24 protein-coding genes are annotated in these 24820 nt (G+C 70.6%); 13 read left to right on the top strand and 11 right to left on the bottom strand.

Translation table 11 applies throughout. The features are described from left to right. Positions 1-36: 36 nt before the first annotated feature. Positions 37-1533 carry a sensor histidine kinase gene (locus AB0J64_RS43105; protein ID WP_364041237.1) on the bottom strand — a complete coding sequence of 499 codons (1497 nt, stop codon included), beginning with the start codon at positions 1531-1533 and terminating at the stop codon, positions 37-39. A gap of 177 nt (positions 1534-1710) precedes the next feature. Between AB0J64_RS43105 and lon the strand changes: the two genes are divergently transcribed. After that, the gene (gene lon, locus AB0J64_RS43100; protein WP_364041235.1) at positions 1711-4068 is read left to right on the top strand and encodes an endopeptidase La; all 2358 of its coding nucleotides are present in this window, start codon (positions 1711-1713) and stop codon (positions 4066-4068) included. A 67-nt stretch (positions 4069-4135) separates the two neighbouring features. Further along, positions 4136-5266 carry a Fic family protein gene (locus tag AB0J64_RS43095; RefSeq protein WP_364041233.1) on the top strand — a complete coding sequence of 377 codons (1131 nt, stop codon included), beginning with the start codon at positions 4136-4138 and terminating at the stop codon, positions 5264-5266. A gap of 3 nt (positions 5267-5269) precedes the next feature. Here AB0J64_RS43095 and AB0J64_RS43090 read toward each other — a convergent pair whose 3' ends face one another. Continuing rightward, complete coding sequence (locus tag AB0J64_RS43090) at positions 5270-5698, bottom strand: MarR family transcriptional regulator (RefSeq protein ID WP_364041231.1); 429 nt, start codon at positions 5696-5698, stop codon at positions 5270-5272. A gap of 113 nt (positions 5699-5811) precedes the next feature. Between AB0J64_RS43090 and AB0J64_RS43085 the strand changes: the two genes are divergently transcribed. From AB0J64_RS43085 to AB0J64_RS43055, 7 genes are all read left to right on the top strand, one after another. Further along, complete coding sequence (locus AB0J64_RS43085) at positions 5812-6837, top strand: FUSC family protein (RefSeq protein WP_364041229.1); 1026 nt, start codon at positions 5812-5814, stop codon at positions 6835-6837. Further along, positions 6821-7996: an alpha-amylase family protein gene (locus AB0J64_RS43080; protein WP_364041227.1), complete on the top strand. Its 1176-nt coding sequence runs from the start codon at positions 6821-6823 to the stop codon at positions 7994-7996. Before AB0J64_RS43085 ends, AB0J64_RS43080 begins: the two co-directional genes overlap by 17 nt. 289 nt (positions 7997-8285) lie before the next feature. Then, complete coding sequence (locus tag AB0J64_RS43075) at positions 8286-9242, top strand: ATP-binding cassette domain-containing protein (RefSeq protein WP_364041225.1); 957 nt, start codon at positions 8286-8288, stop codon at positions 9240-9242. 64 nt (positions 9243-9306) lie between these two features. Continuing rightward, positions 9307-9963, top strand: a complete 657-nt coding sequence (locus AB0J64_RS43070) for a methionine ABC transporter permease (RefSeq protein ID WP_364041223.1) — start codon at positions 9307-9309, stop codon at positions 9961-9963. 9 nt (positions 9964-9972) lie between these two features. Continuing rightward, positions 9973-10794: a MetQ/NlpA family ABC transporter substrate-binding protein gene (locus AB0J64_RS43065; protein ID WP_364041221.1), complete on the top strand. Its 822-nt coding sequence runs from the start codon at positions 9973-9975 to the stop codon at positions 10792-10794. A gap of 285 nt (positions 10795-11079) precedes the next feature. Further along, on the top strand, positions 11080-12615 hold the full coding sequence (locus AB0J64_RS43060) for an acyl-CoA synthetase (protein ID WP_364041219.1): 1536 nt from the start codon (positions 11080-11082) through the stop codon (positions 12613-12615). A gap of 154 nt (positions 12616-12769) precedes the next feature. After that, entirely contained in the window at positions 12770-14005 is a 1236-nt protein-coding gene (locus tag AB0J64_RS43055) for a trypsin-like peptidase domain-containing protein (protein WP_364041217.1), read from the top strand. 83 nt (positions 14006-14088) lie between these two features. Here AB0J64_RS43055 and AB0J64_RS43050 read toward each other — a convergent pair whose 3' ends face one another. The 8 genes from AB0J64_RS43050 to AB0J64_RS43015 form a co-directional block, all read right to left on the bottom strand. Beyond that, positions 14089-14829: an ABC transporter permease gene (locus tag AB0J64_RS43050; RefSeq protein ID WP_364041215.1), complete on the bottom strand. Its 741-nt coding sequence runs from the start codon at positions 14827-14829 to the stop codon at positions 14089-14091. After that, positions 14822-15703 carry an ABC transporter ATP-binding protein gene (locus tag AB0J64_RS43045; RefSeq protein ID WP_364041213.1) on the bottom strand — a complete coding sequence of 294 codons (882 nt, stop codon included), beginning with the start codon at positions 15701-15703 and terminating at the stop codon, positions 14822-14824. The genes AB0J64_RS43050 and AB0J64_RS43045 overlap by 8 nt, the downstream gene beginning before the upstream one ends. Next, positions 15700-16023 (bottom strand): transcriptional regulator, encoded by a 324-nt coding sequence (locus AB0J64_RS43040; protein ID WP_364041211.1) that lies wholly within the window; start codon positions 16021-16023, stop codon positions 15700-15702. The genes AB0J64_RS43045 and AB0J64_RS43040 overlap by 4 nt, the downstream gene beginning before the upstream one ends. Beyond that, complete coding sequence (locus AB0J64_RS43035; RefSeq protein WP_364041209.1) at positions 16020-16643, bottom strand: hypothetical protein; 624 nt, start codon at positions 16641-16643, stop codon at positions 16020-16022. Before AB0J64_RS43035 ends, AB0J64_RS43040 begins: the two co-directional genes overlap by 4 nt. 83 nt (positions 16644-16726) lie before the next feature. Next, positions 16727-18427, bottom strand: coding sequence for a thiol reductant ABC exporter subunit CydC (cydC, locus tag AB0J64_RS43030; RefSeq protein ID WP_364041207.1), 1701 nt, complete (start codon positions 18425-18427; stop codon positions 16727-16729). Positions 18428-18530: 103 nt separating this feature from the next. Then, entirely contained in the window at positions 18531-20390 is a 1860-nt protein-coding gene (gene cydD, locus AB0J64_RS43025; RefSeq protein WP_364041205.1) for a thiol reductant ABC exporter subunit CydD, read from the bottom strand. A gap of 6 nt (positions 20391-20396) precedes the next feature. Further along, positions 20397-21161: a cytochrome d ubiquinol oxidase subunit II gene (locus AB0J64_RS43020; protein ID WP_364041203.1), complete on the bottom strand. Its 765-nt coding sequence runs from the start codon at positions 21159-21161 to the stop codon at positions 20397-20399. Positions 21162-21172: 11 nt separating this feature from the next. Beyond that, positions 21173-22342: a cytochrome ubiquinol oxidase subunit I gene (locus AB0J64_RS43015; RefSeq protein ID WP_364041201.1), complete on the bottom strand. Its 1170-nt coding sequence runs from the start codon at positions 22340-22342 to the stop codon at positions 21173-21175. Positions 22343-22498: 156 nt separating this feature from the next. On the opposite strand from AB0J64_RS43015, the gene AB0J64_RS43010 reads away from it, so the two are divergent. After that, the gene (locus tag AB0J64_RS43010) at positions 22499-22855 is read left to right on the top strand and encodes a helix-turn-helix transcriptional regulator (RefSeq protein ID WP_344984785.1); all 357 of its coding nucleotides are present in this window, start codon (positions 22499-22501) and stop codon (positions 22853-22855) included. Here AB0J64_RS43010 and AB0J64_RS43005 read toward each other — a convergent pair. Beyond that, positions 22827-23495 (bottom strand): permease prefix domain 1-containing protein, encoded by a 669-nt coding sequence (locus AB0J64_RS43005; protein WP_364041199.1) that lies wholly within the window; start codon positions 23493-23495, stop codon positions 22827-22829. The genes AB0J64_RS43010 and AB0J64_RS43005 overlap by 29 nt on opposite strands. Positions 23496-23601: 106 nt before the next feature. On the opposite strand from AB0J64_RS43005, the gene AB0J64_RS43000 reads away from it, so the two are divergent. From AB0J64_RS43000 to AB0J64_RS42990, 3 genes are read left to right on the top strand one after another with little or no spacing between them, the layout of a single operon-like run. After that, positions 23602-23955 carry a VOC family protein gene (locus tag AB0J64_RS43000; protein ID WP_364041197.1) on the top strand — a complete coding sequence of 118 codons (354 nt, stop codon included), beginning with the start codon at positions 23602-23604 and terminating at the stop codon, positions 23953-23955. Then, positions 23952-24296 (top strand): metalloregulator ArsR/SmtB family transcription factor, encoded by a 345-nt coding sequence (locus AB0J64_RS42995; protein WP_364041195.1) that lies wholly within the window; start codon positions 23952-23954, stop codon positions 24294-24296. Before AB0J64_RS43000 ends, AB0J64_RS42995 begins: the two co-directional genes overlap by 4 nt. Further along, positions 24274-24723, top strand: coding sequence for an SRPBCC domain-containing protein (locus AB0J64_RS42990; RefSeq protein ID WP_364041193.1), 450 nt, complete (start codon positions 24274-24276; stop codon positions 24721-24723). The genes AB0J64_RS42995 and AB0J64_RS42990 overlap by 23 nt, the downstream gene beginning before the upstream one ends. Positions 24724-24820 lie beyond the last annotated feature (97 nt).

Genomic DNA, 24820 nt, shown 5'->3' with positions numbered 1-24820 from the left:
CTCATCGAGAAGCCTCCTTCGGGCGGCGGGCGCGGCTCATGGGGCGGCCTCCTGCTCATTCTCCACGTCGTCCGTGAGCGGCAGCGTCGCGCATATCTCGAAGCCTCCGCTCTCTACCGGACCGGCGGCGAGCGAGCCGCCGAGCAGCGCCGCCCGTTCGCGCATGCCCACGAGGCCCTGACCGCCCCCCGGTGCCGAGCCCGGAGCGGTGCCCGGGCCGTTGGCGACCCGCAGCCGCAGCTGGTCCCGCATTCTCGTTATGTCCAGCGTCACCGTCGCTCCGGGCGCGTGCCGCATCGCGTTGCTGAGCGACTCCTGCACGATCCGGTACGCCGACAGCCCCACGGCGGGCGGCAGCAGTCCGATCGGGCCGGAGCGCTCGACGAGCACGGCCAGTCCGGCGGCCCGGGCATTGGAGAGCAGCTCCTCGAGCCGGTCGAGCCCTGGCTGGGGCGCAGTGTCAGCGCGGCCGTCCTGGTCGCGCAGCACGCCGAGGACCTGGCGCAGCTCGGCGATCGCCTCCAGCGACAGCCCGCGGATCTCCGCCAGCCCTGCCTCCAGCTGCGCGGGATCGCCCCTGGCCTTGAGCGGCACCGCCTCCGCCTGGATCGCGATCACCGACATGTGGTGCGCGACCACGTCATGCAGCTCCCTGGCGATGCGGGCCCGCTCCTCCAGCACCGCCTGCGCACTCTCGGCCTCGCGGGAGCGCCGCTCCTCCTCGAGGAGCCTGGCCGTGGCGCTGCGCCGCATGCGTACGTTGTAGCCGAACAACATCGCGACTGATACCGCGACCGTGACCACAGCCATCGAATCGGGATGGATGATCCAGGCCGCCACGACCGTGATGAACCAGATCCCCAGTGTGATCCGCCGGTCGCAGCGGACGGCGACGGAGTAGACGACCAGCAGGTACATCAGGACCGTCGGGAAGATATAGGGCGGCCCGTAGTCGCTGAAGGCGGGGGTCGCGGCGGGTGGCCTGATGTCGCCGACTGTGGTCCACACCCAGACGCCGACGGGCAGCAGCATGGCCGCGAGCCGCCAGGCGGCCAGCGGCCAGCGGTCACGCAGGGCGATCGGCAGCGAGGTCCCGATCGCGGTCAGATAGGCGAACAGGTCCGAGACTGGCCCGGCCAGGACCGGGTTGAGCGCGTGGGCGCGGGCCGCCTCGGCGTTCCAGGCCAGGATCAACGACACCGTCTGACCGAACGTGACGAGGGCAAGCACGACGTCGGCCACCTGGACCAGGCTGAAGCTCCCGAACGGGATCGCCGGCCGGAGCCTGCGCGGCGTCCTGAACGTCAGCCGCCGCGATCGTGGGGGCGGATCGGCGTCACCCTGGAACAACGCCATGCCGAGGGGCCGCGTGGCAGCCGCGGCCACCCGCTTGAGCCGGCTGCCGCCCCGGCCGAACGCGCGCTCCCACCATCTGAGGACATCCTCTTCAGGCAGTGTCTCCTGCCCGCCGGGGTCGTCCTGGCCGGGCACGCGGCCGCCCCTCAGGCGGCGGGGACGGGGGACGGAGATCACCTGGTCAAGCTTACGGACGCGGCCCCGGGACGGCGTCACTCCACGGTCTGATCCAGAGCATCACCCTCAGGTATGGCTTACAAGATTACGATCGCCGTGAGCGAACATCAGCAAGAGAGGGAACAATGCCGGGCTCCAATGAATTGAGTCGGTATAACTCAACCCTTTGGAGTTCGCATGAGTGAGAGTCTGATCCTCCCGGTCCTGCCGCTGGACGACGAGGTCGTACTGCCGGGCATGGTCGTCCCCCTCGACCTGTCCGACTCCGAGGTGCGCGCTGCCATCGACGCGGCCCGTGCATCCGGTGGCAACAAGCCGCGGGTCCTCCTCGTTCCCCGCATCGACGGCCGCTACGGCGCCATCGGCGTGCAGGCCGTGGTCGAGCAGGTCGGGAGGCTGCCCGGCGGCGAGCCCGCCGCTGTGGTGCGGGGCGTCGACCGCGTTCGCGTGGGCACCGGCACGACCGGTCCCGGCGCCGCACTGTGGGTCGAGGCCGACACGATCGACACCGTCGCCGCCGGCGAGCGCGCCCAGGAGCTGGCCAAGGAGTACAAGGCCCTCGCCACCACGATCTTGCAGAAGCGCGGCGCCTGGCAGGTCGTCGACCAGGTCAACCAGATCGACGACCCCTCGGTGCTGGCCGACAGCTCCGGCTACACCCCGTGGCTGACCACGGCGCAGAAGGTCGAGCTGCTCGAGGCCGCCGACCCCGCCGACCGGCTGGCCAAGCTGGTCGAATGGTCCCGCGAGCACCTCGCCGAGCTCGACGTCGCCGAGACGATCCGCAAGGACGTCCAGGAGGGCATGGAGAAGCAGCAGCGGGAGTTCCTGCTGCGCCAGCAGCTCGCCGCCGTGCGCAAGGAGCTCAAGGAGCTCAACGGCGACACCGAGACCGAGGAAGAGGACTACCGGGCCCGCGTCGAGGCCGCCGACCTGCCGGAGAAGGTCCGCGAGGCCGCGCTCAAGGAGGTCGACAAGCTGGAGCGGACTTCCGACCAGTCGCCCGAGACCGGTTGGATCCGCACCTGGCTGGACACGGTGCTCGACATCCCCTGGAACACCCGTACAGAGGACAACTACGACATCACCGGCGCGCGGGGCGTGCTTGACGCCGACCACACGGGCCTGTCGGATGTGAAGGACCGCATCATCGAGCACCTGGCCGTGCGCAAGCGCCGCCAGGACAAGGGCCTCGGCGTGGTGGGCGGCCGCCGCAGCGGCGCCGTGCTGGCCCTCGCCGGTCCTCCCGGGGTCGGCAAGACCTCTCTGGGCGAGTCCGTGGCCCGCGCGATGGGCCGCAAGTTCGTCCGGGTCGCGCTCGGCGGCGTACGCGACGAGGCCGAGATCCGCGGCCACCGCCGCACCTACGTCGGCGCGCTGCCCGGCCGCATCGTCCGCGCCATCCGCGAGGCCGGCTCGATGAACCCGGTCGTCCTGCTCGACGAGGTCGACAAGGTCGGCGCCGACTACCGCGGCGACCCGACGGCCGCCCTGCTGGAGGTGCTCGACCCCGCCCAGAACCACACGTTCCGCGACCACTACCTCGAGGTCGAGCTGGACCTGTCCGACGTGCTTTTCCTGGCCACGGCCAACGTTCTCGAGGCCATCCCCGGACCGCTGCTGGACCGGATGGAGGTCGTCACGCTCGACGGCTACACCGAGGACGAGAAGGTCGCGATCGCCCGCGACCACCTGCTGCCCAGGCAGCGGGAGCTGGCCGGCCTGACCGCGGAGGAGATCACGGTCGAGGACGACGCGCTGCGCAAGCTGGCCGCCGAGTACACCCGCGAGGCGGGCGTCCGGTCGCTGGAGCGCGCGGTCGCGAGGATCCTGCGCAAGGTGGCGGCCAAGGACGAGCTGCCCGTCACGGTCGGCGAGGACGACCTCGTGGGTTACATCGGGCGGCCGCGGTTCGTGCCGGAGTCGTCCCTGCCCGAGGCCACCCAGCGCACCTCGGTGCCGGGCGTCGCCACGGGCCTGGCGGTCACCGGCGCCGGCGGTGACGTCCTGTACGTCGAGGCGTCCCTGGCCGACCCGGAGACCGGCGAGACCGGCCTCACGCTGACCGGCCAGCTGGGCGACGTGATGAAGGAGTCGGCCAGGATCGCGCTGTCCTACCTGCGCTCGCACGGGGCGGAGCTGGAGCTGCCGGTCACCGCGCTGAAGGACCGCTCGGTACACGTCCACTTCCCTGCGGGCGCCGTGCCCAAGGACGGCCCTTCGGCCGGTGTGACGCTGACGACCGCGCTGGCGTCCCTCCTGTCCGGCCGGCTGGTACGCGGCGACGTGGCCATGACCGGTGAGATCTCGCTGACCGGGCGGGTCCTGCCGATCGGCGGCGTCAAGCAGAAGCTCCTGGCGGCTCACCGGGCGGGCATCACCACCGTCCTCATCCCGGCCCGCAACGAGCCGGACCTGGACGACGTGCCCGAGGAGGTCCGCAACGAGCTGACCATCCACGCGGTGAGCGACGTGCGCGAGGTTCTCGACATCGCGCTGACCCCGGCGCAGGTCGCCTCCACGGTAGCCGCCTAATTGCGGCATAAATGGACGAATCATTCAGTCGCTTGACTGGATGATTCGTCCATGCTGTTATGTGGGCATGCTGTACGGGACTCCGGTGCTCGAGGCCGTGGACAAGGGTGTCCTCGAGGAGATCGAGGAGATGCGGCGCGACCTGAAATACCGGCTCGCCGAGACGCATCGGTGGGACGGGCAGCTGCGCAGGCAGTTGCAGGCGCGTGCGATCCAGGGCTCAAACTCGATCGAGGGCTACCGCGCGAGCGTCGAGGACATCGAGTCCATCATGGCGGGGGAGGAGCCCCTGGAGACGTCCGCGCCGGTGGCTCAGGAGATCGCGGGCTACCAGCAGGCACTGACCTACATCCAGGTGCTGTCGCGGGCGCCGGTGTTCCGCTACGACGTCGGGCTGCTCAACGCGCTCAACTTCATGGTCATCGGTCACCACCGCAACAAGGGACCGGGTGTCATCCGGCCGGGAGCCATCTACATCCGCGACTCCGACACGGGAGAGGTCGTCTACGAGGGCCCCGACGTCGAGCTGGTGCCCGGCGCGCTGAATGAGCTGGTCGTATGGCTCAACGAGGGCGACCTGGACGCCCCCGGCTATGTCCGGGCCGCCATGGCCCACTTCAACCTCGTCAAGATCCACCCGTGGCGTGACGGCAACGGCCGGATGTCCCGAGCGCTGCAGACGCTTGTCCTCGGCCGCGAGCAGATCCTGCTGCCCGAGTTCTGCTCCATCGAGGAGTGGCTCGGCCAGCAGCGTGTCACGCTCGACTACTACGACGTGCTGGGCCAGGTCGGCAGGCGGCGATGGAGCCCCCACGGGGACACGCTGCCGTGGGTGCGGTTCTGTCTGAAGGCGCATCACATGCAGGCCCAGCGGGTCCGCCAGCGCCTCGCCGAAGCCGGAGAGATCTGGATGCTCCTGGAGGAACAGGTCGACGCCGACGGGCTCAACAGCCGTACCGTCTCCGCGCTCTACGAGGTGTTCGTCAACAGGCGCCTGCGCAGGAGCCGCTACCAGGCCGACGAAGGCCTGAGCCAGGGGCAGGCCGCTCGCGACCTGCGCGATCTCGCCGCCAAGGGATGGCTGCGGCCCTACGGTGAGACCAAGGGCCGCTTCTACGCCCCAGGGCCGCGCATGGAGCGGATCAAGGCGGACTTCGCCGAACGGGTCACCCCGCTGCGCGACCCGTACCGCCAGTAGCCCTCACGCCTGGAGCTGGTCGAGCAGGTCGGCCGCCACTGCCAGGATGCGGCACTCGGCGGGGGTGAGCTTGCGGGCCATCGCGTCGGCCAGCCACAGATCCGTGGTGCCGACCTGCTGGGTGAGCGCCGCGGCGCCGCGCTCCGTGAGGACGATGTGGTGCCTGCGGCGGTCGGTCTCGCCGCGCGACCGGCGGATCAGGCCCTGCTCCTCCAGCGAGGCGAGCACGCGGGTGACGGACTGGGGCTGGAGGTGTTCGGCGGCGGCGAGCTCTCCCGCCGTCAGCGCGCCGCGCCTGTGCAGGTGGCCGAGCAGGGAGAGAGCCAGCCGGCCGAGACCGTGCGCGGGCCGCTCGTCGCGCAGCCGCCTCGCCAGGCCGATGGTCGCCCGGCGGAGTGACACGGCTGTGGCACGCAGCTCCTCGTCGTCCATGATTATTACGATAGCACTTACTAATTGCCCCGACATAAGCGGCTTATAGCCGCAAGTTGCTACGCAATGCGTAGGAAAGTGGGGTAGGCTCCCGCGTCGAGAGGAGGTGCCGCATGCGGATCGAGCTCCGGCCCATGGTCGCCGCCGCGCTCGGGCTCGCCGGGCCGGTCGCGTGGGGTGTCGCCTCCGGGCGGCCCGCGCTCGGCGCCCTGGCCGCCCTCGGAGCCCTGGCCGTGAACGGTGTCTCCCTGAACGGGGGCCCGCGTGCGCGCCTCTGCCGCGCCTTGGCCCAGGGAGCCGCCGTGGTGGCGGGAACGGCTGCGGCGGGGTTCGCCGGGGTCGCTGTCGCGGGGCGCGGGTGGCTGACCGCGGTCGCCGTCGTGCTCGTCGCGGGCGTGCTCGCGACGGCAGGAGGCATCAGCCGGCCCATGGCCGAGCACAGCACGCGCCTCATCGTCTTCATGGTGATCAGCACCGGCGCGGCGAAGGGCGTCGAGCCGGTCGCCGCTGCCGTGCTGTTCGCCGAGGGAGCGGCCTGGGGCCTGCTGGTCACCGCGCTCTGCGTCCACGTGAGACGCACCCGCTACGGCGCCCAAGAAGGTCACACACCCGCCGCTCGACCGGCCCCCACGGCGAGAGCGCTGCTGCGGCGCTGGTGGGGGACGCTGGGGAGCGCACACGGATGGCAGCACCCCATCCGCCTGACCGCGTGCCTCGCCGCCGCCGAGGCCGTCGGGCTCCTGTGGCCCCAGCCGACCGCGTCATGGATCGCCGTCACCGTGGTGATCCTCGTCCGGCGGCGATCGGACGGATCGGCGCGGCGGTCGCTCGAGCGGGCCGCCGGCACCGCCGCCGGAGTGATCGCGGGATCAGCCGTGCTGCTGTGGGTACCGCCTTCATGGCTGCTCGTACTGCTCGTCGCCGCGCTGGCCGCAGCCAGGCCGGCGCTCAAGGAGCGCAACTACACCATGTACGCGACCGTCATGACCCCGCTCGTCCTGCTGCTCATGGGCCACGTGTCACCGGCCACGCTCGGCTACCGCCTGGCCGACACGGCGATCGGCTGCGCGATCGCCCTCGGACTGGCCTGTGCGCCCTACCTACGGAAGAAGGAGGCGCTTCGTGCCGCCGTGGGCTGAACATGCGATCTTCTGGCACGTCTACCCGCTCGGCTTCGGCGCGGGCCGGCCGCGCCCGCTGCGGCACCTGGCCGGTTGGCTGGACTACGCGGTCGAGCTGGGCTGCTCGGCGATCATGCTGGGGCCGATCTTCGCCTCCGAGACGCACGGGTACGACACCGTCGACCACTTCGCGATCGACCCCCGCCTCGGCGACGAGCGGGACTTCGACCACCTCGTCGAGCAGGCACGCGATCGCGGGCTGCGGATCGTGCTGGACGGCGTGTTCAACCACGTGGCCCGCTCGTTCCCCGCCGGGCAGCGCTGGCTCAGGCGCCGGCCGGAATCCGGCGAGTTCGAGACGTTCGAAGGGCACCACCACCTCGTGGTGCTGGACCACGCGGAACCGGCCGTGCGCGAGCACGTGACGGCCGTCATGGACCACTGGCTCGGCAGGGGAGCGGCCGGGTGGCGACTGGACGCGGCGTACGCGGTGCCCGCCGGCTTCTGGGCGCAGGTGCTGCCCGGCGTGCGCGAACGCCACCCGGACGCCTGGTTCTCCGGCGAGGTCATCCACGGCGACTACGCGGACTACGTCGAACGGTCGGGGCTCGACTCCGTCACCCAGTACGAGCTGTGGAAGGCGATCTGGAGCTCGCTCAACGACCGCAACCTGTTCGAGCTGGCCTGGGCGCTCGACCGGCACAACCGGATGCTGGAGACGTTCACGCCTCAGACGTTCGCCGGGAACCACGACGTCACCAGGCTCGCGACCAGGCTCGACGACCCCCGGCACCTCGGGCACGCCCTGGCCGTGCTGTTCACCGTGGGCGGTGTGCCGAGCGTGTACTACGGCGACGAGCAGGCGTTCCAGGGGCTGAAGGAGGAGCGCGAAGGCGGCGACGACGCGATCAGACCCGCCTTCCCCGACACCCCCGCCGGGCTCGCGCCGCACGGCCGGTCCGTCTACCGCACGCACCAGCGCCTCATCGGCGCGCGCAGGCGCCACAAGGGCGCGGCGACCGCGCGCACCACCGTCGAACACCTCACCGGCACCGCCGCCGTACTGCGCTCCGGCGCGGGGATGACGCTCCTGCTCAACGTGGGTGACGAGCCGCACCGCTTTCCCGGCCTCGGGGAGGTCCCGCCGCACGGCTGGGAGATCATCGAGGAGAAGTGAGTCAACTCACACCGCGCATCAGGAATGGAGCCGAGTAAAGATCTCGTTAGGACAGGCGTGACAGAGAACGCCGTGTGTTGTCCGGGCCGAATGCTGAGCCGCTGAAGCGACCCTCCGCCCTGCCCCGTTCTCGTCGAAAGCCCCTCCACATGATCGCACCAAGTTTCGTGCTGCGCAGGCTGAGCCACCTGCCCTTCCACCCCGGCACGCGCTGACGCCACGCGCTTTCTTCCGGTGATGTACGTTTCCGCGGCCCCCGACGGGCCGCTCTCAGTCGTGGGGATAATCCGTGATCCAGGCTTCCGGCCTGCGCAAGCAGTACGGGGACACCGTCGCACTTGACGGCGTCGACCTGCACGTGCGCGAAGGCGAGATCTACGGCGTGCTCGGTCAGAGCGGCGCCGGCAAGAGCACGCTCCTGCGCTGCGTCAACCTGCTCGAACGCCCCAGCGCGGGCACCGTCACCGTCGCCGGGCAGGACCTGACCGCGCTGCGCAGCGCCGAGCTGAACCGCGCCAGGCAGCGCATCGGCATGATCCACCAGCACTTCGCGCTGCTGAACTCGCGCACGGTCGCGGGCAACATCGCCTTTCCGCTGGAGATCATGGGAGTGCCCAGGGCCGAGCGCGACCGGCGCGTCGCCGAGCTGCTGGAGCTGGTCGGGCTCGAGGGCCGCGGCAAGGACCGCCCTAACCAGCTCTCCGGCGGCCAGAAGCAGCGCGTCGGCATCGCCAGGGCACTCGCGGGCAACCCCGCCGTGCTGCTGTCGGACGAGGCCACCTCCGCGCTCGACCCGGCCACCACCCAGTCGATCCTCGCCCTGCTCAAGCGGCTCAACACCGAGCTGGGCCTGACGATCCTGCTCATCACCCACGAGATGAACGTCGTCAAGAGCGTCTGCGACTCGGTCGCCATCATGGCGAACGGCCGCATAGAGGAGTCCGGCGCCATCGCGGAGCTCATCAAGACGTCGGGATCCCGCCTGACCAGGGAGATCTTCCCGCTGCCCGAACCCGCCCCGGCCGGCTCGGTGACGCTCACGTTCACCGGCGACCCGCGGCAGCCGGTGGTGTCGGAGGTCGTCAGGAAGTTCGACGTGGACCTGAGCATCCTCGGCGGCTCGATCGAGGACCTCGCGGGCGGCTCGGTGGGCCGCCTGCGCGTCGCGCTCGACGGCGCCGACTCGGCCGCGGCACTGGCGTACCTGCGCGACGCGGGGCTGATCGTAGAGGTGGAGGGCACATGACCGAGCTTGTCGAGGTCATCGATAAGCACAGCACCTTGGTCATGAGACCGACGAAGGAGGGCTCATGACCTGGGACGAGATCCTGCCGCTGCTCTGGCCGGCGACGCTGGAGACGGCGCAGATGGTCGGCTGGTCGACGCTGTTCACCGCGCTGCTCGGGCTGCCGCTCGGCGTGGCGCTGGTGGTGTTCGACCGGGGCGGGCTGCGGCCGCTCCCGGCGTTCAAGTCGGGGCTCGGCTTCGTGGTCAACGTCGGCCGGTCGCTGCCGTTCATCGTGCTGATGATCGCGATCATCCCCTTCACCAGGGTCGTCGTCGGGACGACCATCGGGACGGCCGCGTTCGTCGTGCCGCTCACCGTCGGCGCGGTGCCGTTCTACGCCCGGCTCGTCGAGACGGCGCTCAGGGAGGTCGGCGCGGACGTGGTGCAGGCGGCGCAGGCCATGGGCGCGAGCCGGACCACCGTCGTGCGCAAGGTCCTCCTGCCCGAGGCGCTGCCCGGGCTGGTCGCGGGCCTGACCGTGACCGTCGTCGCGCTCATCGGCTACTCCGCCATGGCGGGCACGCTCGGCGGCGGCGGCCTGGGCGACCTCGCCGTCCGGTACGGCTACCAGCGGTTCGAGACGCTGCTGATGATCGTGACCGTCGTCCTGCTCCTCGTGATCGTGCAACTCCTGCAGAGCCTGGGCGACTGGGTCGCCCGGCGCCTTTCTCACAAGTAAGGAAAAATCATGAAATTTCGTTATATAGCGGGTGCTGTTGCGCTGGCCTTGTCGCTCGCCGCATGCGGTACGTCGCAATCCGCGACGAAGACGGCCGAGTCGGCCGACACGGTGCTGAAGGTGGGCGCGAGCCCGGTCCCGCACGCGGAGATCCTCAACTTCGTCAAGCAGAACCTGGCCCCGGCCGCCGGGCTGAAGCTGGAGGTCGTGGAGTTCACCGACTACGTGCAGCCGAACGTGCAGCTTGACGAGGGCCAGCTGAGCGCGAACTTCTTCCAGCACAAGCCCTACCTTGACGACTTCAACGCCTCCAAGGGCACCAAGCTGACCTTCGTCACGCCGGTCCACCTGGAGCCGCTGGGCCTGTACTCCAAGAAGATCACCTCCGTGTCGGCGCTGGCCGCAGGCGCGACCGTGGCCGTCCCCAACGACGCCACCAACCTGGGCCGCGCGCTCAAGCTGCTCGCCGACAACGGCCTGGTCAAGCTCAAGGACGGCGTCGGCACCGCCGCCACCGAGCGCGACGTGGTGGACAACCCGAAGAAGCTGCAGTTCAAGCCGCTCGAGGCGGCTCAGCTCCCGCGCTCGCTCGAGGACGTGGACGCCGCCGTGATCAACGGTAACTACGCCATCGAGGCCGGGCTCAAGCCCGCTTCGCAGGCGCTGGTGCTGGAGAAGACCGAGGGCAACCCGTACGTCAACGGCCTCGTCGTCCAGGCCGGCCACGAGAAGGACGCCAACATCGTCACCCTCGGCAAGCTCCTGCAGGACCCGAAGGTCAAGGACTTTATCAAGCAGAAGTACGAGGGCTCCGTGATCCCAGCAGAGTAATGGTATGGTTACGCACAGGTGATGGACGGGGTCTAAGGCACCGAGCAATCGGGAAACGGCTCATGGCCTGCTATCGGCCATCACCTCATCGCGGGCGGCACGTCGTCCGGGGCGTTTGTCAACCGCCCATACGCTACGGTCGCCCGGCAGCCAGTCGGGAGTCGCGAGAGCGAGCCCCCTCCTCCCAGGTGGGTGCAGTTGGTCAAGCAGAAGTACGACCATCCATGGCCCCTGCGAAGTGCCCGACGCTTCCGGATCCTCGGACGACCGAATAGTGTTCGGTTCATGTATCCGGGAGCCATCGCAGCCGCCACCCCCGGCAAGCCCGCTGTGATCATGGCGGGCTCCGGACGGATCATCACCTACCGCGAGCTCGACGAGGAGTCGAACCGGCTGGCCCACCTGTTCCGCGCCGCCGGCCTACGCCCGGGCGACCACATCGCCTTCATGCTCCCCAACCACCCGCTCTTCCTGACGGTCGCCTGGGCGGCACTGCGCTCCGGCCTGTACTACACGCCGATCAGCTCGCGCCTGCAGACCGACGAACTGGCCTACATCGTGAACAACTGCGGCGCCCGGGCGTTCGTCTCCAGCGCCGACCTGGCCCCCGTGGCCGGCTCGATCAGCGCCGCCGCGCCCGGTGTGGAGGTGCGGCTGATGCTGGACGGGGTGGCCGAGGGCTTCGAGCCGTACGAGGAGGCGGTCGCCGAGCAGCCGGCCACCCCGGTCGATGACGAGTGCATGGGCGCGGACATGCTGTACTCGTCGGGCACCACAGGACGGCCGAAGGGCGTCAAGATCCCTTCCACCCACGGGCCGCTCACCGAGCCGGGCGCGTTGCTCCGTCTCATCCAGGCGCTCTTCGCGCCGTCGCCGGAGAGCGTCTACCTCTCGCCCGCGCCGCTCTACCACGCCGCGCCGCTGCGCTACAGCCTGACGTTCCAGCGGTTGGGGGCCACGGTGGTGGTGATGGAGCGCTTCGACCCCGAGGAGTTCCTGGCGCTGGTGGAGCGGTATGGGGTGACGCACGCGCAGCTCGTGCCGACGATGTTCATCAAGATGCTGAAGCTGCCCGAAAAAATCCGGTCAAAGTATGACCTATCCTCCCTCCAGTGCGCGGTCCACGCCGCCGCCCCCTGCCCCGTCCCCGTCAAGGAGCAGATGATCGACTGGTGGGGCCCGATCATCCACGAGTACTACGCGGGCACCGAGGGCAACGGCTTCCTCTATGTCAACTCCCAGGACTGGCTCCGGCACAAGGGCACGGTCGGCCGTTCGCTGCTCGGCGTCGTGCACGTCTGCGACGAGGACGGCAACGACGTGCCGCCGGGCGTGGACGGCACGGTCTACTTCGAGAACGGCAGCCGGTTCGAGTACCACGGCGACCCGGACAAGACCCGCTCCGCGCGGGACCCCCAGGGCAAGGGCTGGACCACGCTCGGCGACATCGGCCGCCTGGACGACGAGGGCTTCCTCTACCTTACCGACCGCCGCTCGTACATGATCATCTCTGGGGGTGTGAACATCTACCCGCAGGAGGCCGAGAACGTCCTGTCGGTGCACCCGAAGGTGGCGGACGTGGCGGTGTTCGGGGTGCCGGACGAGGAGATGGGGGAGCAGGTCAAGGCCGTGGTCGAGCCGGTGTCCATGGCGGAGGCGGGCCCGGAGCTGGAGGCGGAGCTGATCGCGTACTGCCGCGAGCGTCTGGCACACTACAAGTGCCCGAAATCGGTGGACTTCCGTGAGGCACTGCCGCGCCACCCGACGGGCAAGCTTTACAAGCGCCTGCTCAGAGACGAGTACTGGCCGGTTCGCGGGTAAAAACTTGGCAATCTCGTACGCCCCCCGCCCCGGGTCCCCACCTGGATCGATAAAGCAGCCGTCAACCGTCTCAGAAACCTCAAAGAACCGGCTTAAGCAGCTCTTACGCCAGTCTTGGCACCCTTGAGTCATCGGGACTCGAGGGAGATGACAGATGAACGCGAATGAGCCTCGCGAGCAGGGCACCGGCGGGTGGAGCCAGTTCGGCAACACCCCGCCGGCCCCCGGGGGCTTCCCCCGCAGAGACACGCAGATCCTTGGACAGCCGCTTCCTCCGCCCCCGCCGCCGAAGAAGCCCGGCCTGTCCTCCATGGGGCGCAGGGCCATCGCGGGTCTCGCGCTCGCGGCCACGGCCATCGGCGGCGGCGTCGTGGGGGCCGTCGTCGCCAACTCGTTCCAGCCCGAGCCGCTCGCCAGCAGCGCCACGCCGAGCCCCGTCTTCAAGTCGGCCTCCAACCAGCTCACCATCGCGCAGGTGGCCGCCAAGGTGCAGCCCAGCGTCGTGATGATCCAGGGTCAGACCGGCGAGGGCTCCGGCGTCGTGCTCTCGGAGGACGGGCTCATCCTCACCAACAACCACGTGGTCGAGGGCGCAAACCAGGGCGGCGGGCAGATGACCGTCAAGTTCAACGACGGCAAGACCGCCAAGGCCACCGTCGTCGGCACCGACCCGACCACCGACCTCGCCGTCATCAGGGCGGAGGGCGTGTCGGGGCTGACCAAGGCCACGCTCGGCGACAGCGACATCGTCAAGGTCGGCGACCCCGTACTGGCCATCGGAAGCCCGCTCGGCCTCGACGGATCCGTCACCGCCGGCATCGTCAGCGCGCTCGACCGCACGCTCACCGTCGGCGGCGAGCAGCGCCAGCAGATCCCGCCGGGCTGGGGTCAGGAGCAGCAGAGCCAGGGGAGCGGGACCACCACGATCGGCGGCGCCATCCAGACCGACGCCTCCATCAACCCCGGCAACTCCGGCGGCGCGCTCGTGAACGCCGCGGGCGAGCTGATCGGCATCAACACCGCCATCGCCTCGGACGCCGCGGGCGGCGGCGTCGGCTTCGCCATCCCGGTCAACACCGCCAAGCAGGTCTCCGAGCAGCTCATCAGCAACGGCAAGGTCAGCCACGCCTTCCTCGGCGTGAGCGTCACCGACGCGACGGGCGACGTGCCGGGCGCCCTCATCAGGCAGGTCACCGACGGAAGCCCGGCGGCGAAGGCGGGACTGCAGCAGGGCGACCTGATCACGAAGATCGGTGGCAAGGTGGTTGACGGCGGCGATACTGTAGTTGGGCAGGTCAGAGGTTTCAAACCGGGCCAACAGGTCAAGATCACATACATGAGGGACGGCAAGACCAACGACGTCACCGTGACCCTCGCAGAGAACAAATAACAGGACCCCCTCCCGGACGGGTGTGCCGTCGAGATCGCTGCGGACTCGGCGGCACACCCCCCATTTTCTGGGAGAAGCTTTACTCAGGAGAAGCGCCGGCCCTCGTCGCGCCGGTAGGCCCAGCCCGCCGCGAGCGCCAGGGCGACGGTCCACACGGCCAGCATGACGAGGGCGACCGGGTTGGGGCTGAGGCCCGCGGTCGCCGCCCAGAGCAGCTCGGCCGCCCCTCTGGCCGGCGTGTACGGGGAGACGGTCTCGATGAAGCCGGGCAGCACCGCGGGCGGCAGAAGCAGCCCGCCGACCACCGCCAGCGGGAAGAACATGATCTGCGACACCGCGATCGCCCCCTTCGAGCTCATCAGGAAGCCGATCAGCAGACCCATCAGCATGAACGGGATCCCGCCCGCGACCAGCGCCACAAGCCCGAGCAGCAGCCGGACCGGCGTGATCGTGGCCTCCGTGAAGAACGCCGCCAACAGCAGCACGGGGATCACCGAGACCAGCATGACGGCCACCGTGGTGAGGATGCGCCCGGCGAAGCGGGGGAACGGGCCGGCGGGGAGCGTGCGCAGGTACGGGTTCCAGGGCTGCTCGCGGTCCTGGGCGACGCTGATGGCGAGCCCGATCAGCGCGCCGGACATCGCGCCGAAGAACATCAGCGACGCCGTCGCCGTCGTGGCGGCCTGGGGATCGCCGCCCGCGAACGGCACCACGAACGCCAGCAGCGAAACGGCCGGGAAGAACGCGCTGGCCAGAATGCTGATCGGCACCCTGATCTGCTCCAGCATGAGGTAGCGGGTGTGCGCGAGGACCAGGCTAGACATGCGCGGACTCCTTCGAGGTGATGGTGAGGAAGGCCTCCTCCAGGGTGGTCGGCCTGATCTCGAGCCCGGAGAACGGCGTGCCGCTCCGCACCAGCTCGACGACCAGCCGGTCGGGGTCGGTGGTCATCAGGTGGATCCGGCCGTCCTCGCGTTCTGAGCCGATCACCCCGGGCAGCTCGGGCAGGTCAGCCGCGGCGAGCGAGACGCGCCGCACGCCCACGATGTCGCGTACGGCCCGCACGGTGTCGTCGGCCAGCACGCGGCCGTGGCCCACCACCACGACCCGCTCTGCCAGGGCCTCGATCTCCTCCAGGTAGTGGCTGGTGAGCAGGACGGTGCCGCCGCCCTCGTGGAAGGCCCTGATGCCGTCCCACAGCGAACGCCTGGCCTCTACGTCCAGGCCGGTCGTGGGCTCGTCCAGGAAGACCAGCTGCGGGTTGCCCGCGAACGCCAGCGCCACGGCCAGCCGCCGCTTCTGCCCGCCGGACAGGCCGCCGATCTGCCGCTTGACCAGGTCTTCGAGGCCGAAGCGGGAGAGCAGCTCCCCTTTTTCCGACTTTTTCGGGAAATGCGAGGATACGAAGTCGACGATCTCGCCGACGCGTAACGACTCCGGCAGCCCGGTCTCCTGCGGGGTCACGCCGATGCCACGCCGCGTCGCCGGATCCTGAGGGGAGCCGCCGAGCAGCTCGACCGTGCCGGACGTCGGGCGGCGCAGCCCCACGAACAGGTTGATCAGGGTGGACTTGCCCGCGCCGTTCGGGCCGAGCAGCCCGACCAGTTCGCCCGCCCTGATGTCGAGTGAGAGCCGATCGAGCGCGAGCACGTCGCCGTAGCGGCGGCTGACCTCGATCGCCCTGGCGAGGACCGTCATGACATTCCTCCTGCGTTGTCGAGCAAGGCGCGGATCGCCTTGGTGTAGTCCTCGAAGGCCAGCCGTCCGCGCTTGGTGAGCGCCACGTACGTGACCGGGGTGCGGCCCTTGTGTGTCTTGGTGATCTCGACGTAGCCGGCGTCCTCCAGCTTGCTGAGGTGCACCGACAGGTTGCCCGCGGTCATGCCGAGCAGGTCCTTCAGCGCCGGGAACGCCATCTCGTTCCCCTCGCCGAGCATGTTCAGCGCGGCGACCACCCGGAGCCGGGCCTGCGCGTGGATCACCGGGTCGAGCTCGGGCGGCGCCTCGTCCGCGCTCACCGGCGGCGCCTCAGCCACAGGCCCGCGACGATGAAGCCGCCGCCCAGCAGCACCGCCGTGAGCAGCGCGTGCCAGCCGGCGCCGAGCAGCACGCCGAGGGCGTCGACGGCGGCGACCCAGGCGCCGACGAAGAACATCGGCCAGTAGAGCCAGATCGCGCCCCCGGCCATGTGCATGACCGCGACGATCATGAGCGATGCGCCTCCCCAGACGAGGCCGCTCTCATCGGGAGGCAGGAGGGAGCTCAGTCTGACGCAGATGACCCACACGAGCACCATCCCGGCGAACCACGCGTACCCGTACATCGTGCCCCTGGCCGTGTGGTCGCCGCGGACTCCTCTGTTCATCCGCGCGAGCCCGAACGCGGCCACCGCCCCGGCCACGAGCTGCGCGCTCATCAGCACCGCCAGCGCCTGTGTCTGGGAGATCGGCGCGTACGGGTGGCCGTCGAGGCCGTAGTGCAGGAAGAGCGCGGTGAAGCCGAGCAACCAGGCGACGCCCCAGGGGACGTAGAGCAGGAGCGGGTCGCCGTACAGCCACCGCGCGGTGGCGACGCGCTGCTCCTCGATGACGCGCAGCATCTCCTCGGGACTCGCCACGTGCTCGTCGTCGCTCGCCATCGCAAACTCCTCGGTAACTCAAACTGGTTTGTACTTTAAACCAGATTGCCGCGCCAACTCAATCCCTCTCCTCAGTCAGGGACTCAGCGCGTGGTCAGGACCTCGGACTCCCACAGATCGCGGTAGTAACCGGGCACGGCGACGAGCTCGTCATGCCGCCCTCTCTGGATGACCCGGCCCTCTTCGAGCACGACGACCTCGTCCACGTTCTCCAGCCCTCTGAGCCGGTGCGTGACCAGGAGCGTGGTGCGGTCCCTGGTGACGTCGAGCAGGTCGCCCATCAGCCGGTCGGCCGTCTCCTCGTCGAGCGCCTCGGCGGGCTCGTCGAGCAGCAGCACGGGCGGGTCGTACAGCAGCGCCCTGGCCAGCGCCAGCCGCTGCAACTGGCCGCCGGACACGGTCCTGCCGTCCTCGCCCAGCTCCGCGTCCCATCCGGTCCGCTCGACCCATCCGTCGAGCCTGGCATCCCGTACGGCGCGCTCCAGCGCCTCGTCGCCGGCCTCGGGGCCCGCGAGGCGCAGGTTGTCGCGGAGGGTGGTGCGGAAGATGTACGGGTCCTGGGTGAGCCCGGTCATGAGCGTCCGCACGTCGTCACCCGCGAGGTCGCGTACGTCGACGTCGTTGACGCGGATGCTGCCCGACTCGGGCTCGACCAGCCGCATCAGCGCGGCCAGCAGCGTGCTCTTCCCCGCGCCGCTGGGACCGACGATCGCGACCCGCTTGCCGGGGGTGAGCGTCAACGACACCCCGTCCAGCGCGGGCCGCGCCCCTGGTGCCGTGTCAGCAGCAGGGGCGGGGTGGCGGACCACGAGGTCGTCGATCTCGATGGTCAGCGGGGACGCGGGCACGGGAGCGGGCGCGGGGGGCTCCGTGACGGCCGGGGTGGCGGAGCGGACCTCCCGCAGGCGCCGGAGCGCGGCCGTGATCCCCGCCAGGCGCTCGCCCGCCGCGGCCAGCGGCAGCACCGGCTCGAACGACACCAGGGCGGTCAGCGCGAGCACGGCCGTCGCGACCGAATCGGCGCCCGCCCTCTGGGCGAGCAGGACGATGGCCGCCACCGTCAGCCCCTGCACCAGCGTGCCCCCGGCCAGGGCGGCGGCGTGGACGCGGGCCTGGCGGCGCTCGAGGGCGGCCAGCGCCTCGTCGGCGGCCAGCGCCTTGGCCAGCGCCTCGTCGTCGGCGCCGTAGGCGGCCAGGTCGGCGGAGCCGTGCACCAGGTCCGTCACCCGGCCCGCCAGGGCCGCCCTGGCGGGCGCGATCCTGGCCGACCAGCGGCGGGCGGCGGCGGCCGTACCGGCGGGCAGCGCCACCCCGGCCAGCACCAGCCCGGCCACCAGCACCAGTGCCGTCACCGGCAGGACGGTCAGCCCGATGACCACGGCCGCCAGCCCCGCGGCGGCGGCCGCGGCGGCGGGGAGCAGGCAGCGTACGAGCAGGTCCTGTACGGCCTCGGTGTCGTCCACCATGCGGCTGAGCAGGTCGGCGCCGCCGTGCCGCGGCTGCTGGGGCGGGATGAGGGCCCGGTAGAGGCGTTCGCGGGTGCCTGCCTGGGCGCGGAGCGCGACGTCGTGACCGGTGAGGCGTTCGGCGTAGCGGAAGACGCCCTTGCTGGTGGCGAACGCCCTGGTCGCCACGATCGCCACGCTCAGGGCGGCGAGTGACGGCTGCTGCGCGGCCCGGGTGATGAGCCACGCGGCGGCGGCGATGAGCCCGAGCCCGGCCAGATCGGCCGCCGCCCCGGCCAGCACGGCCCAGACCAGCCGCACTCCCATGCGCCGGTTCACGACCTGCCCCCTTCGGCCCACCGCATGCGCCGGTTCACCGTCCGCTCCCTTCGGCCTGCCACATCTTCATGCGCCGGTTCATGGCTCGCGTGTTCGTGCTGGTTCACTGTCCGCTGCCCTCGCCCGGCCGCACCACTGCCACCTCATCACGCGCCCGGTGCGGGCCTGCCTCCGGCGCACCTCCCGAGGCGCCGCCACCCCCGTCCGCCACCACGTCCCGCTGCGCCGTCGTGTCGCGCTGCGCCGCCGCGCCGTTCCGCGCGGGCGGCGCACCGGCGCGCGCGGCGCTCCCGTCGGGAGGGGAAGCGCGGCGGGTGGTGTCCGAGACGACACGGCCGTCGTGGATGCGGATGACGCGGTCGGCGAGCTCGATCATGGCGGGCCGGTGGGCGACGATGACGGCCGTACGGTCCTGGGCCAGGTCCGCGGTGGCCGCCACCACGGCCGCCTCGCTCCGGCCGTCCAGGCGGGCCGTGGGCTCGTCGAGCAGCAGCACCGAGGCATGGGGACGGCAGAAGGCCCGCGCGAGCGCGATCCGCTGCCGCTGACCGGCCGAGAAGTTGGTCCCGCGCTCGCCCACCACCGTGTCGAACCCCTGCGGCAGCCCGTCCACGAAGTCGGCGTGCGCGGCGGCGGCCGCCTTCCGGACCTCGTCCAGGGTGGCCGAGGGAGCCCCGAGCCGGATGTTGCCGGCCACCGACGTGGCGAACAGGTGCGGCCGCTGCGCCACGAACGCCAGCCGCGCCCGCCAGCTCGCCAGGTCCAGCTCGCGCAGATCCGTCCCGTCGACGAGGACCCGGCCCTCCGACGGCTGGATGAAGCCGAGGACGAGGTGGAGCAGCGTGCTCTTGCCGCCGCCGCTCTCGCCGACCAGCGCCACCCGTTCGCGCGGGCCGATGGTGAGCGAGACGTTCTCCAGCGCGGCGCCGTCCCGGCCGGGGTAGCGGACGGTCACGTTCTCGAGGCGGATCTCCGGTGCACCGCCCGACGACGCCGGGGCGGGCCGCCGTACCGGATCGGCCGTCTCGGAGCCGGATCCGTCGAGTACGGCGAAGGCCGCGTCGGCGGCGGCCACTCCCTCCATCGAGGCGTGGAAGCGCGTCCCCATCGCCCGCAGCGGCAGGTACGCCTCCGGCGCCAGCAGCAGCACCAGCAGCGCCGTCGTCAGATCCAGCGACCCTCCGAGCAGCCGCAGCCCGATCGGCACCGCCACCAGCGCCAGCGACAGCGACGCGCACAGCTCCAGCACCAGCGACGACAGGAACGCCACCCGCAAGGTCCGCATCGTCGTGCTCCGGTGCGCGTCCGCGACCTGCTGGATGACGCCCGCCTGGTACCGGGCGCGCCCGAAGGCCCGCAAGGTGGGCAGCCCGCGCACCACGTCCAGGAAGTGGCCGCCGAGCCGCGACAGGGCCAGGAACTGGCGCTCGGTGACGGCCTTGGTGGTCATGCCCACCAGCGCGCCGAAGATCGGGATCAGGGGGAGCGTGACCAGGACGATGACCGCGCTCGCCAGGTCGGCGGCGAACAGCCGTACCAGCACCGCGAGCGGCACCACCCCGGCCACCGCGATCGACGGCAGGTAGCCGGTGAGGTACGCGTCGAGCCGGTCCAGGCCGCGCCCGGCGAGCGTGACCAGTTCGCCCGAGCGGTGGGCGGTGAGCCGCCCGGGCCCGAGGTCCCGCAGGCGGCCCAGCAGCCGGTGGCGCAGCGCCGACTTCACGCCGGTCGCGGTGCGCCCCGCGAAGACGCCCTGCGTCCAGGCGAGCAGCGCCCGCACGCCCACCACCGCCGCCAGCCCCGTCAGGGCGGCGGCGGTGAACCTGCCGGACAGCACCCCGGCCAGCAGCTCGGCCTGCACCAGGACGAGCAGCCCCGCGAGCACCGCCGCGAGCATGGTCACGGCCAGATGGCGGCGAACCGACCGCTCGGCCCGCATGAGCCTGAGGAGATCCTTATGCACGTGCCCTCAGAAGAACGATGGGAGTCGGAAAGCGTCCTTCCCTGGGCGGAAAGTACGCCATACCCATATTTGCGCGCTCAGCACGATGGGTGCGAACGGCAGCACCATGACACTGAGCACATTCAACGTAGCCGGGGGCGCGCTGTGGTCCAGCAGGTACGGCATCGCGCCCACGAGCAGCCCCAGCGCCGGGACCGCCGCCACGAGCGCCGACACCGCCAGGGCACGCCCCGACCTGGACGCCCCGAAGGCCCCGGGCGTCCGCCAGGCCAGGAACGTCCACCCGTGGAAGGCGAACAGCAGCGTCACGACCGCTCCCAGCATCACCCCCACCGGATGCACGACCGGCGTCTTGAATCCCGTGGCCGCCGCGTGGATCGCCATGCCCCATCCGAAGGACAGCCCGAGCGACCCGAACGCGATCATCGCGTCCCAGAACCCGCGCCACCTGAACCCGTCCAGCCGGCGCCTGAACCACAGCCCCGCATCCCGTACGACCCAGCTCAGCAGCATGGCCACCACCAGCGGGTAGAGCCTGAACAGCACCTCGCCCTCGAGCAGCGGATAGACCCCGAACAGCGCCCCGGCGACCGCCACCAGCCACACCTCGTTGGCCAGCACGAACGGCGCGATCGCGGCCACCATGCGGTCGCGGCCCTCGCGTGTCCTGCCCAGCAGCGGCAGCAGCAGCCCCACCCCCAGGTCGAACCCCTCAAGGGCGAAGTATCCGGCCAGCAGGAGCGCGAAGAGGACGAACCACATCATTTCCATGTCAGCACTCCTCAGTAGGTCAGCGCGGGGGAGCGGGACTCAGTGGCGGGAACGGCGCCGAGGTCGAGGTCGCGCGGTCCGCGCCGGATGATCCTGGCGATGAGCACGTAGTCGACGACCGCCAGCAGTCCCAGCACGCCGGCGAACCCGATGAGCGAGGCCGTGATCATGCCCGGGGTCAGCCCGGGGGACATGGCGTCGGCCAGGGTCAGCTTCTCCCAGATCATCCACGGCTGACGCCCCACCTCGCGCGCCAGCCAGCCCATGATCGCCAGGACGAACGGCAGCGGCGTCATCAGCATGAGCAGCGGATGCGTCCAGCGCCACCGCGGCAGCACGCCGACCAGCGGCAGCAGCACGAACAGCATGACCAGCGCGAGCAGCTGGCCGAACTCGATCATGAGCCCGAGCGGGATCGCCGCGCCCGGGTTGCCGTCGAACTTGCCCTCCTGGACCCCGGCGAACTGCGCGTACCCGAACCCGATCGTGACGAAGATCCCGAGGGCCGCGGCGACCACGCCGGTCCGCAGCGACCTGGTGAAGAACTCCACGTGCTCGGTGCGGCGGCGCAGCTGGTACGCGCTCGCGCCCACCAGCACCATGGCCCCCGTGAACAGGCCCGCTCCGATGACGTGCGGGAAGGAGAAGATCAGCGCCTTGTTCGTGAGCAGGGCGCCGACGTCCACCAGCTCCAGGCGGTCCCCGCGGGCGACGGAGCCGGCCGGGTTCTGCAGGAACGAGTTGGCGACCATGATGTAGAAGGCGCTCGCGTACGCCGTCAGCGTGACGAGCCAGATGCACGCCAGGTGCAGCCCTCGGGGCAGCCGCCCCCAGCCGAAGATCCACAGGCCCAGGAAGGTGGACTCCAGGAAGAAGGCCACCAGCGTCTCCATGGCCAGCGGCGCGCCGAACACGTCGCCCGCGTAGTGGGACAGACCGCTCCACGACAGGCCGAACTGGAACTCCATCACCAGCCCGGTCACGATGCCCAGCGCGTAGTTGACGACGTAGACCTGCCCCCAGAAGCGGGTCATCGCCTCGTGCACCGGTTTGCGGGAGAGCGCCCAGCGCGTGTTCATGATCGCCACCAGCGGCGCCAGGCCCAGCGTGAGCACGACGAACAGGAAGTGGAGGCTGCCCGTCACCGCGAACTGCGTACGTGCCAGTTCGAGTACATCCATCACGACTCCGTGGGTTGTTATGTCTACCTACATATAGACAGCCTACATGTAGACTGCCTACATGAGCGCACACCTCAGTACTCCGGCCGCACCACCTGGGGGCCGCGAGTGGTCGTGGCACGACGCTCCGGTGGCGCTGCACCTAGGATCGAAGTCATGAATCCGGACGCGCTGCGCGGGCACATGGACGCGCTCCTGCTCTCCGTCCTGGAGCGGGAGCCGCTGCACGGCTACGCCATCATCGAGGCGCTGCTGGAGCGGAGCGGAGGCGCGCTGAACGTGCCCACCGGCACCGTTTACCCCGCCCTGCGCAGGCTGGAGCGGATCGGCTACCTGTCCAGCGAGTGGGCGACCGTGGGCGGGCGCAAGCGCCGCACCTACCGGCTGACGGACTCGGGCAGGAAGCGGCTGGAAGGCGAGCGTTCGGCGTGGCACGAGTTCGCCACCGTGATCGGCGGCGTGCTGCGCCCCGAAGCCGCCGAGGTCAGCCCCGTGCGAGCCGCGGACGGCTGACGCGCAGGCAGCGCGTGGCGCCGTAGATCTGCAGGCCCCAGAAGGCGGACGTCACCACGTTGGCGAGCATGGAGGGCAGGACGTCCACCTGGGTCGCGCCCTTCGAGCCCAAGGTCAGCGCCACGCTCAGTATCCCGGTGACCGGCAGCATGGCCCAGACGAGCACGCCCAGCGACCTGGTCACCAGCCGCGGCCGGCGGATCCAGCGGGCGCCCCGGCTCAGGGCGAACAGCGCGAGCCCGCCGTACAGCCCGACACAGAGCTGGAGCACGTCGAGCAGCCGCGAGACGGGCTTGTACCAGACGGGCGCGTGCTGCCAGGCCACCTCGTTGCCGGGATAGACGCGCCAGATCACCGACCACATCAGCGCGGTCATCGGCACGCTGATGAAGAGCAGGAAGCCCAGCCGGCGCCCCGCCGAGGCGGTCAGCTCGGCCTGGTAGCCGGGCGCGACCTCGGTGACCTCCCCGAACTCCGCCACCGCGACCCGCTCCGCCTCCACCCGGTCCAGCCCCTCGGCCTCCAGGGCCTCGGCGGTGTCGGTCAGACTGTCGCGCGCCTCGACGACCAGGTCGCGCTTGGCCCCTTGCGGACCGGCCAGGGCGCGGTCGAGCTCTGCCACATAGTCGTCGATGCGCATGAGACCCAGTCTACGGAGAGCGATCTCGGGGGCCCATCGGGGAAGTCCCCGATATCCGCCAGGGACGACTTGATATGTAGGAAAAATCCTACATATAGTGTTCGGCATGCCGATATCCCAGATCCGCACCGTCACCGTGCCCGTCGCCGACCAGGAGCGGGCGCTGGCCTTCTACGCGGGCGTGCTCGAGTTCGAGGTACGCACCGACAACCCCTTCCCGATGGGCCGCTGGCTCACCGTCGCCCCCAAGGGGGCCGAGACCACGTTGCTGCTGGCCTCCTGGTTCCCCGGCATGGCGCCGATCGGCGGCCTGGTGGTGGCCGCGCCCGACCTCGACGCGCTGGCCGCGCGGCTGCGCGAGCACGAGGTCGCCTTCGAGGGCCCGAGCGACGAGCCGTGGGGCCGGCAGCTGCTGTTCCAGGACCCGTTCGGCAACGGGTTCGTGGTCAGCCAGGCATGACCGCCGACCACGTGTTCGCCGCGCTGGCCAGCCCGGCCAGGCGGGAGCTGCTGCGCCTGCTGCTCGACGAGGGCGCCCAGCCCGCCGGGCGGCTGGCCGAGCGGTTCGACATGAGCAGGCCCAGCGTGTCGGAGCATCTCAAGGTGCTCAGGGACGCGGGGCTGGTCGCCGAGACCCGCAGGGGGCGGGAACGGCACTACCGGCTGGAGGCGGCGCCGCTCATGGAGATCCGCGACTGGCTGACCCCGTACGAACGGTTCTGGCGGGAGAAGCTCGCCGACCTCACGACCCTGCTCGACGAGATGGAGGACGACGACCATGCCCCACGACAGGACGGCTGAAGATCTGCGCGCGATCAGGCTCGACCAGTTCATCGCGCACCCGCCCGCGAAGGTGTGGCGGGCGCTCAGCGAGCCCGAGCTGCTGGCCCGCTGGCTCATGCCCAACGACTTCAAGCCGGAGGTGGGGCACCGGTTCACGTTCACGACCGAGCCCAAACCGCAGGTGGGATTCGACGGGATCGTCCACTGCGAGGTGCTGGAGTTGGAGCCGGAGAAGCTGCTGAAGATCAGTTGGAGCGACCGCAAGAAGGCCGACTGGACGGTCACCTGGCGCCTGGAGCCCGAGGGCAAGGGCACCAGGCTCTTCCTCGACCACGAGGGCTTCGACCCGGACGACGAGACGCAGCAGCTCTCCCGCAGGATCATGGGCGGCGGCTGGCGCTCGCACGTCTTCCGCGCCATCGCCGCCCTCGTCGACGAGCTCTAGCGGCAACGCCGTTCAGTTAAGAGTTAGGGCTGTTCGTCAAAGCCGGTGAACAAAGCAGCGGAGCCGCTGTAGAAGAGGTGTGTCACTCCAAGACATC

Origin of the sequence: Nonomuraea sp. NPDC049695 (assembly GCF_040674955.1) — a bacterium.
Classification (GTDB): Bacteria; Actinomycetota; Actinomycetes; order Streptosporangiales; family Streptosporangiaceae; genus Nonomuraea; species Nonomuraea helvata.
The sequence above is the reverse complement of the archived record's forward strand: the minus strand, read 5'-3'. Positions and strand labels throughout refer to the sequence as shown.

Coding starts and splice junctions, on each gene's coding strand:
- lon (WP_364041235.1), top strand. CDS start 1,711: ATGAGTGAGAGTCTGATCCTCCCGGTCCTGCCGCTGGACGACGAGGTC.
- AB0J64_RS43095 (WP_364041233.1), top strand. CDS start 4,136: ATGCTGTACGGGACTCCGGTGCTCGAGGCCGTGGACAAGGGTGTCCTC.
- AB0J64_RS43090 (WP_364041231.1), bottom strand. CDS start 5,698: ATGGACGACGAGGAGCTGCGTGCCACAGCCGTGTCACTCCGCCGGGCG.
- AB0J64_RS43085 (WP_364041229.1), top strand. CDS start 5,812: ATGCGGATCGAGCTCCGGCCCATGGTCGCCGCCGCGCTCGGGCTCGCC.
- AB0J64_RS43070 (WP_364041223.1), top strand. CDS start 9,307: ATGACCTGGGACGAGATCCTGCCGCTGCTCTGGCCGGCGACGCTGGAG.
- AB0J64_RS43065 (WP_364041221.1), top strand. CDS start 9,973: ATGAAATTTCGTTATATAGCGGGTGCTGTTGCGCTGGCCTTGTCGCTC.
- AB0J64_RS43060 (WP_364041219.1), top strand. CDS start 11,080: ATGTATCCGGGAGCCATCGCAGCCGCCACCCCCGGCAAGCCCGCTGTG.
- AB0J64_RS43055 (WP_364041217.1), top strand. CDS start 12,770: ATGAACGCGAATGAGCCTCGCGAGCAGGGCACCGGCGGGTGGAGCCAG.
- AB0J64_RS43050 (WP_364041215.1), bottom strand. CDS start 14,829: ATGTCTAGCCTGGTCCTCGCGCACACCCGCTACCTCATGCTGGAGCAG.
- AB0J64_RS43045 (WP_364041213.1), bottom strand. CDS start 15,703: ATGACGGTCCTCGCCAGGGCGATCGAGGTCAGCCGCCGCTACGGCGAC.
- AB0J64_RS43035 (WP_364041209.1), bottom strand. CDS start 16,643: ATGGCGAGCGACGACGAGCACGTGGCGAGTCCCGAGGAGATGCTGCGC.
- AB0J64_RS43020 (WP_364041203.1), bottom strand. CDS start 21,161: ATGGAAATGATGTGGTTCGTCCTCTTCGCGCTCCTGCTGGCCGGATAC.
- AB0J64_RS43015 (WP_364041201.1), bottom strand. CDS start 22,342: ATGGATGTACTCGAACTGGCACGTACGCAGTTCGCGGTGACGGGCAGC.
- AB0J64_RS43010 (WP_344984785.1), top strand. CDS start 22,499: ATGAATCCGGACGCGCTGCGCGGGCACATGGACGCGCTCCTGCTCTCC.
- AB0J64_RS43005 (WP_364041199.1), bottom strand. CDS start 23,495: ATGCGCATCGACGACTATGTGGCAGAGCTCGACCGCGCCCTGGCCGGT.
- AB0J64_RS43000 (WP_364041197.1), top strand. CDS start 23,602: ATGCCGATATCCCAGATCCGCACCGTCACCGTGCCCGTCGCCGACCAG.
- AB0J64_RS42995 (WP_364041195.1), top strand. CDS start 23,952: ATGACCGCCGACCACGTGTTCGCCGCGCTGGCCAGCCCGGCCAGGCGG.
- AB0J64_RS42990 (WP_364041193.1), top strand. CDS start 24,274: ATGCCCCACGACAGGACGGCTGAAGATCTGCGCGCGATCAGGCTCGAC.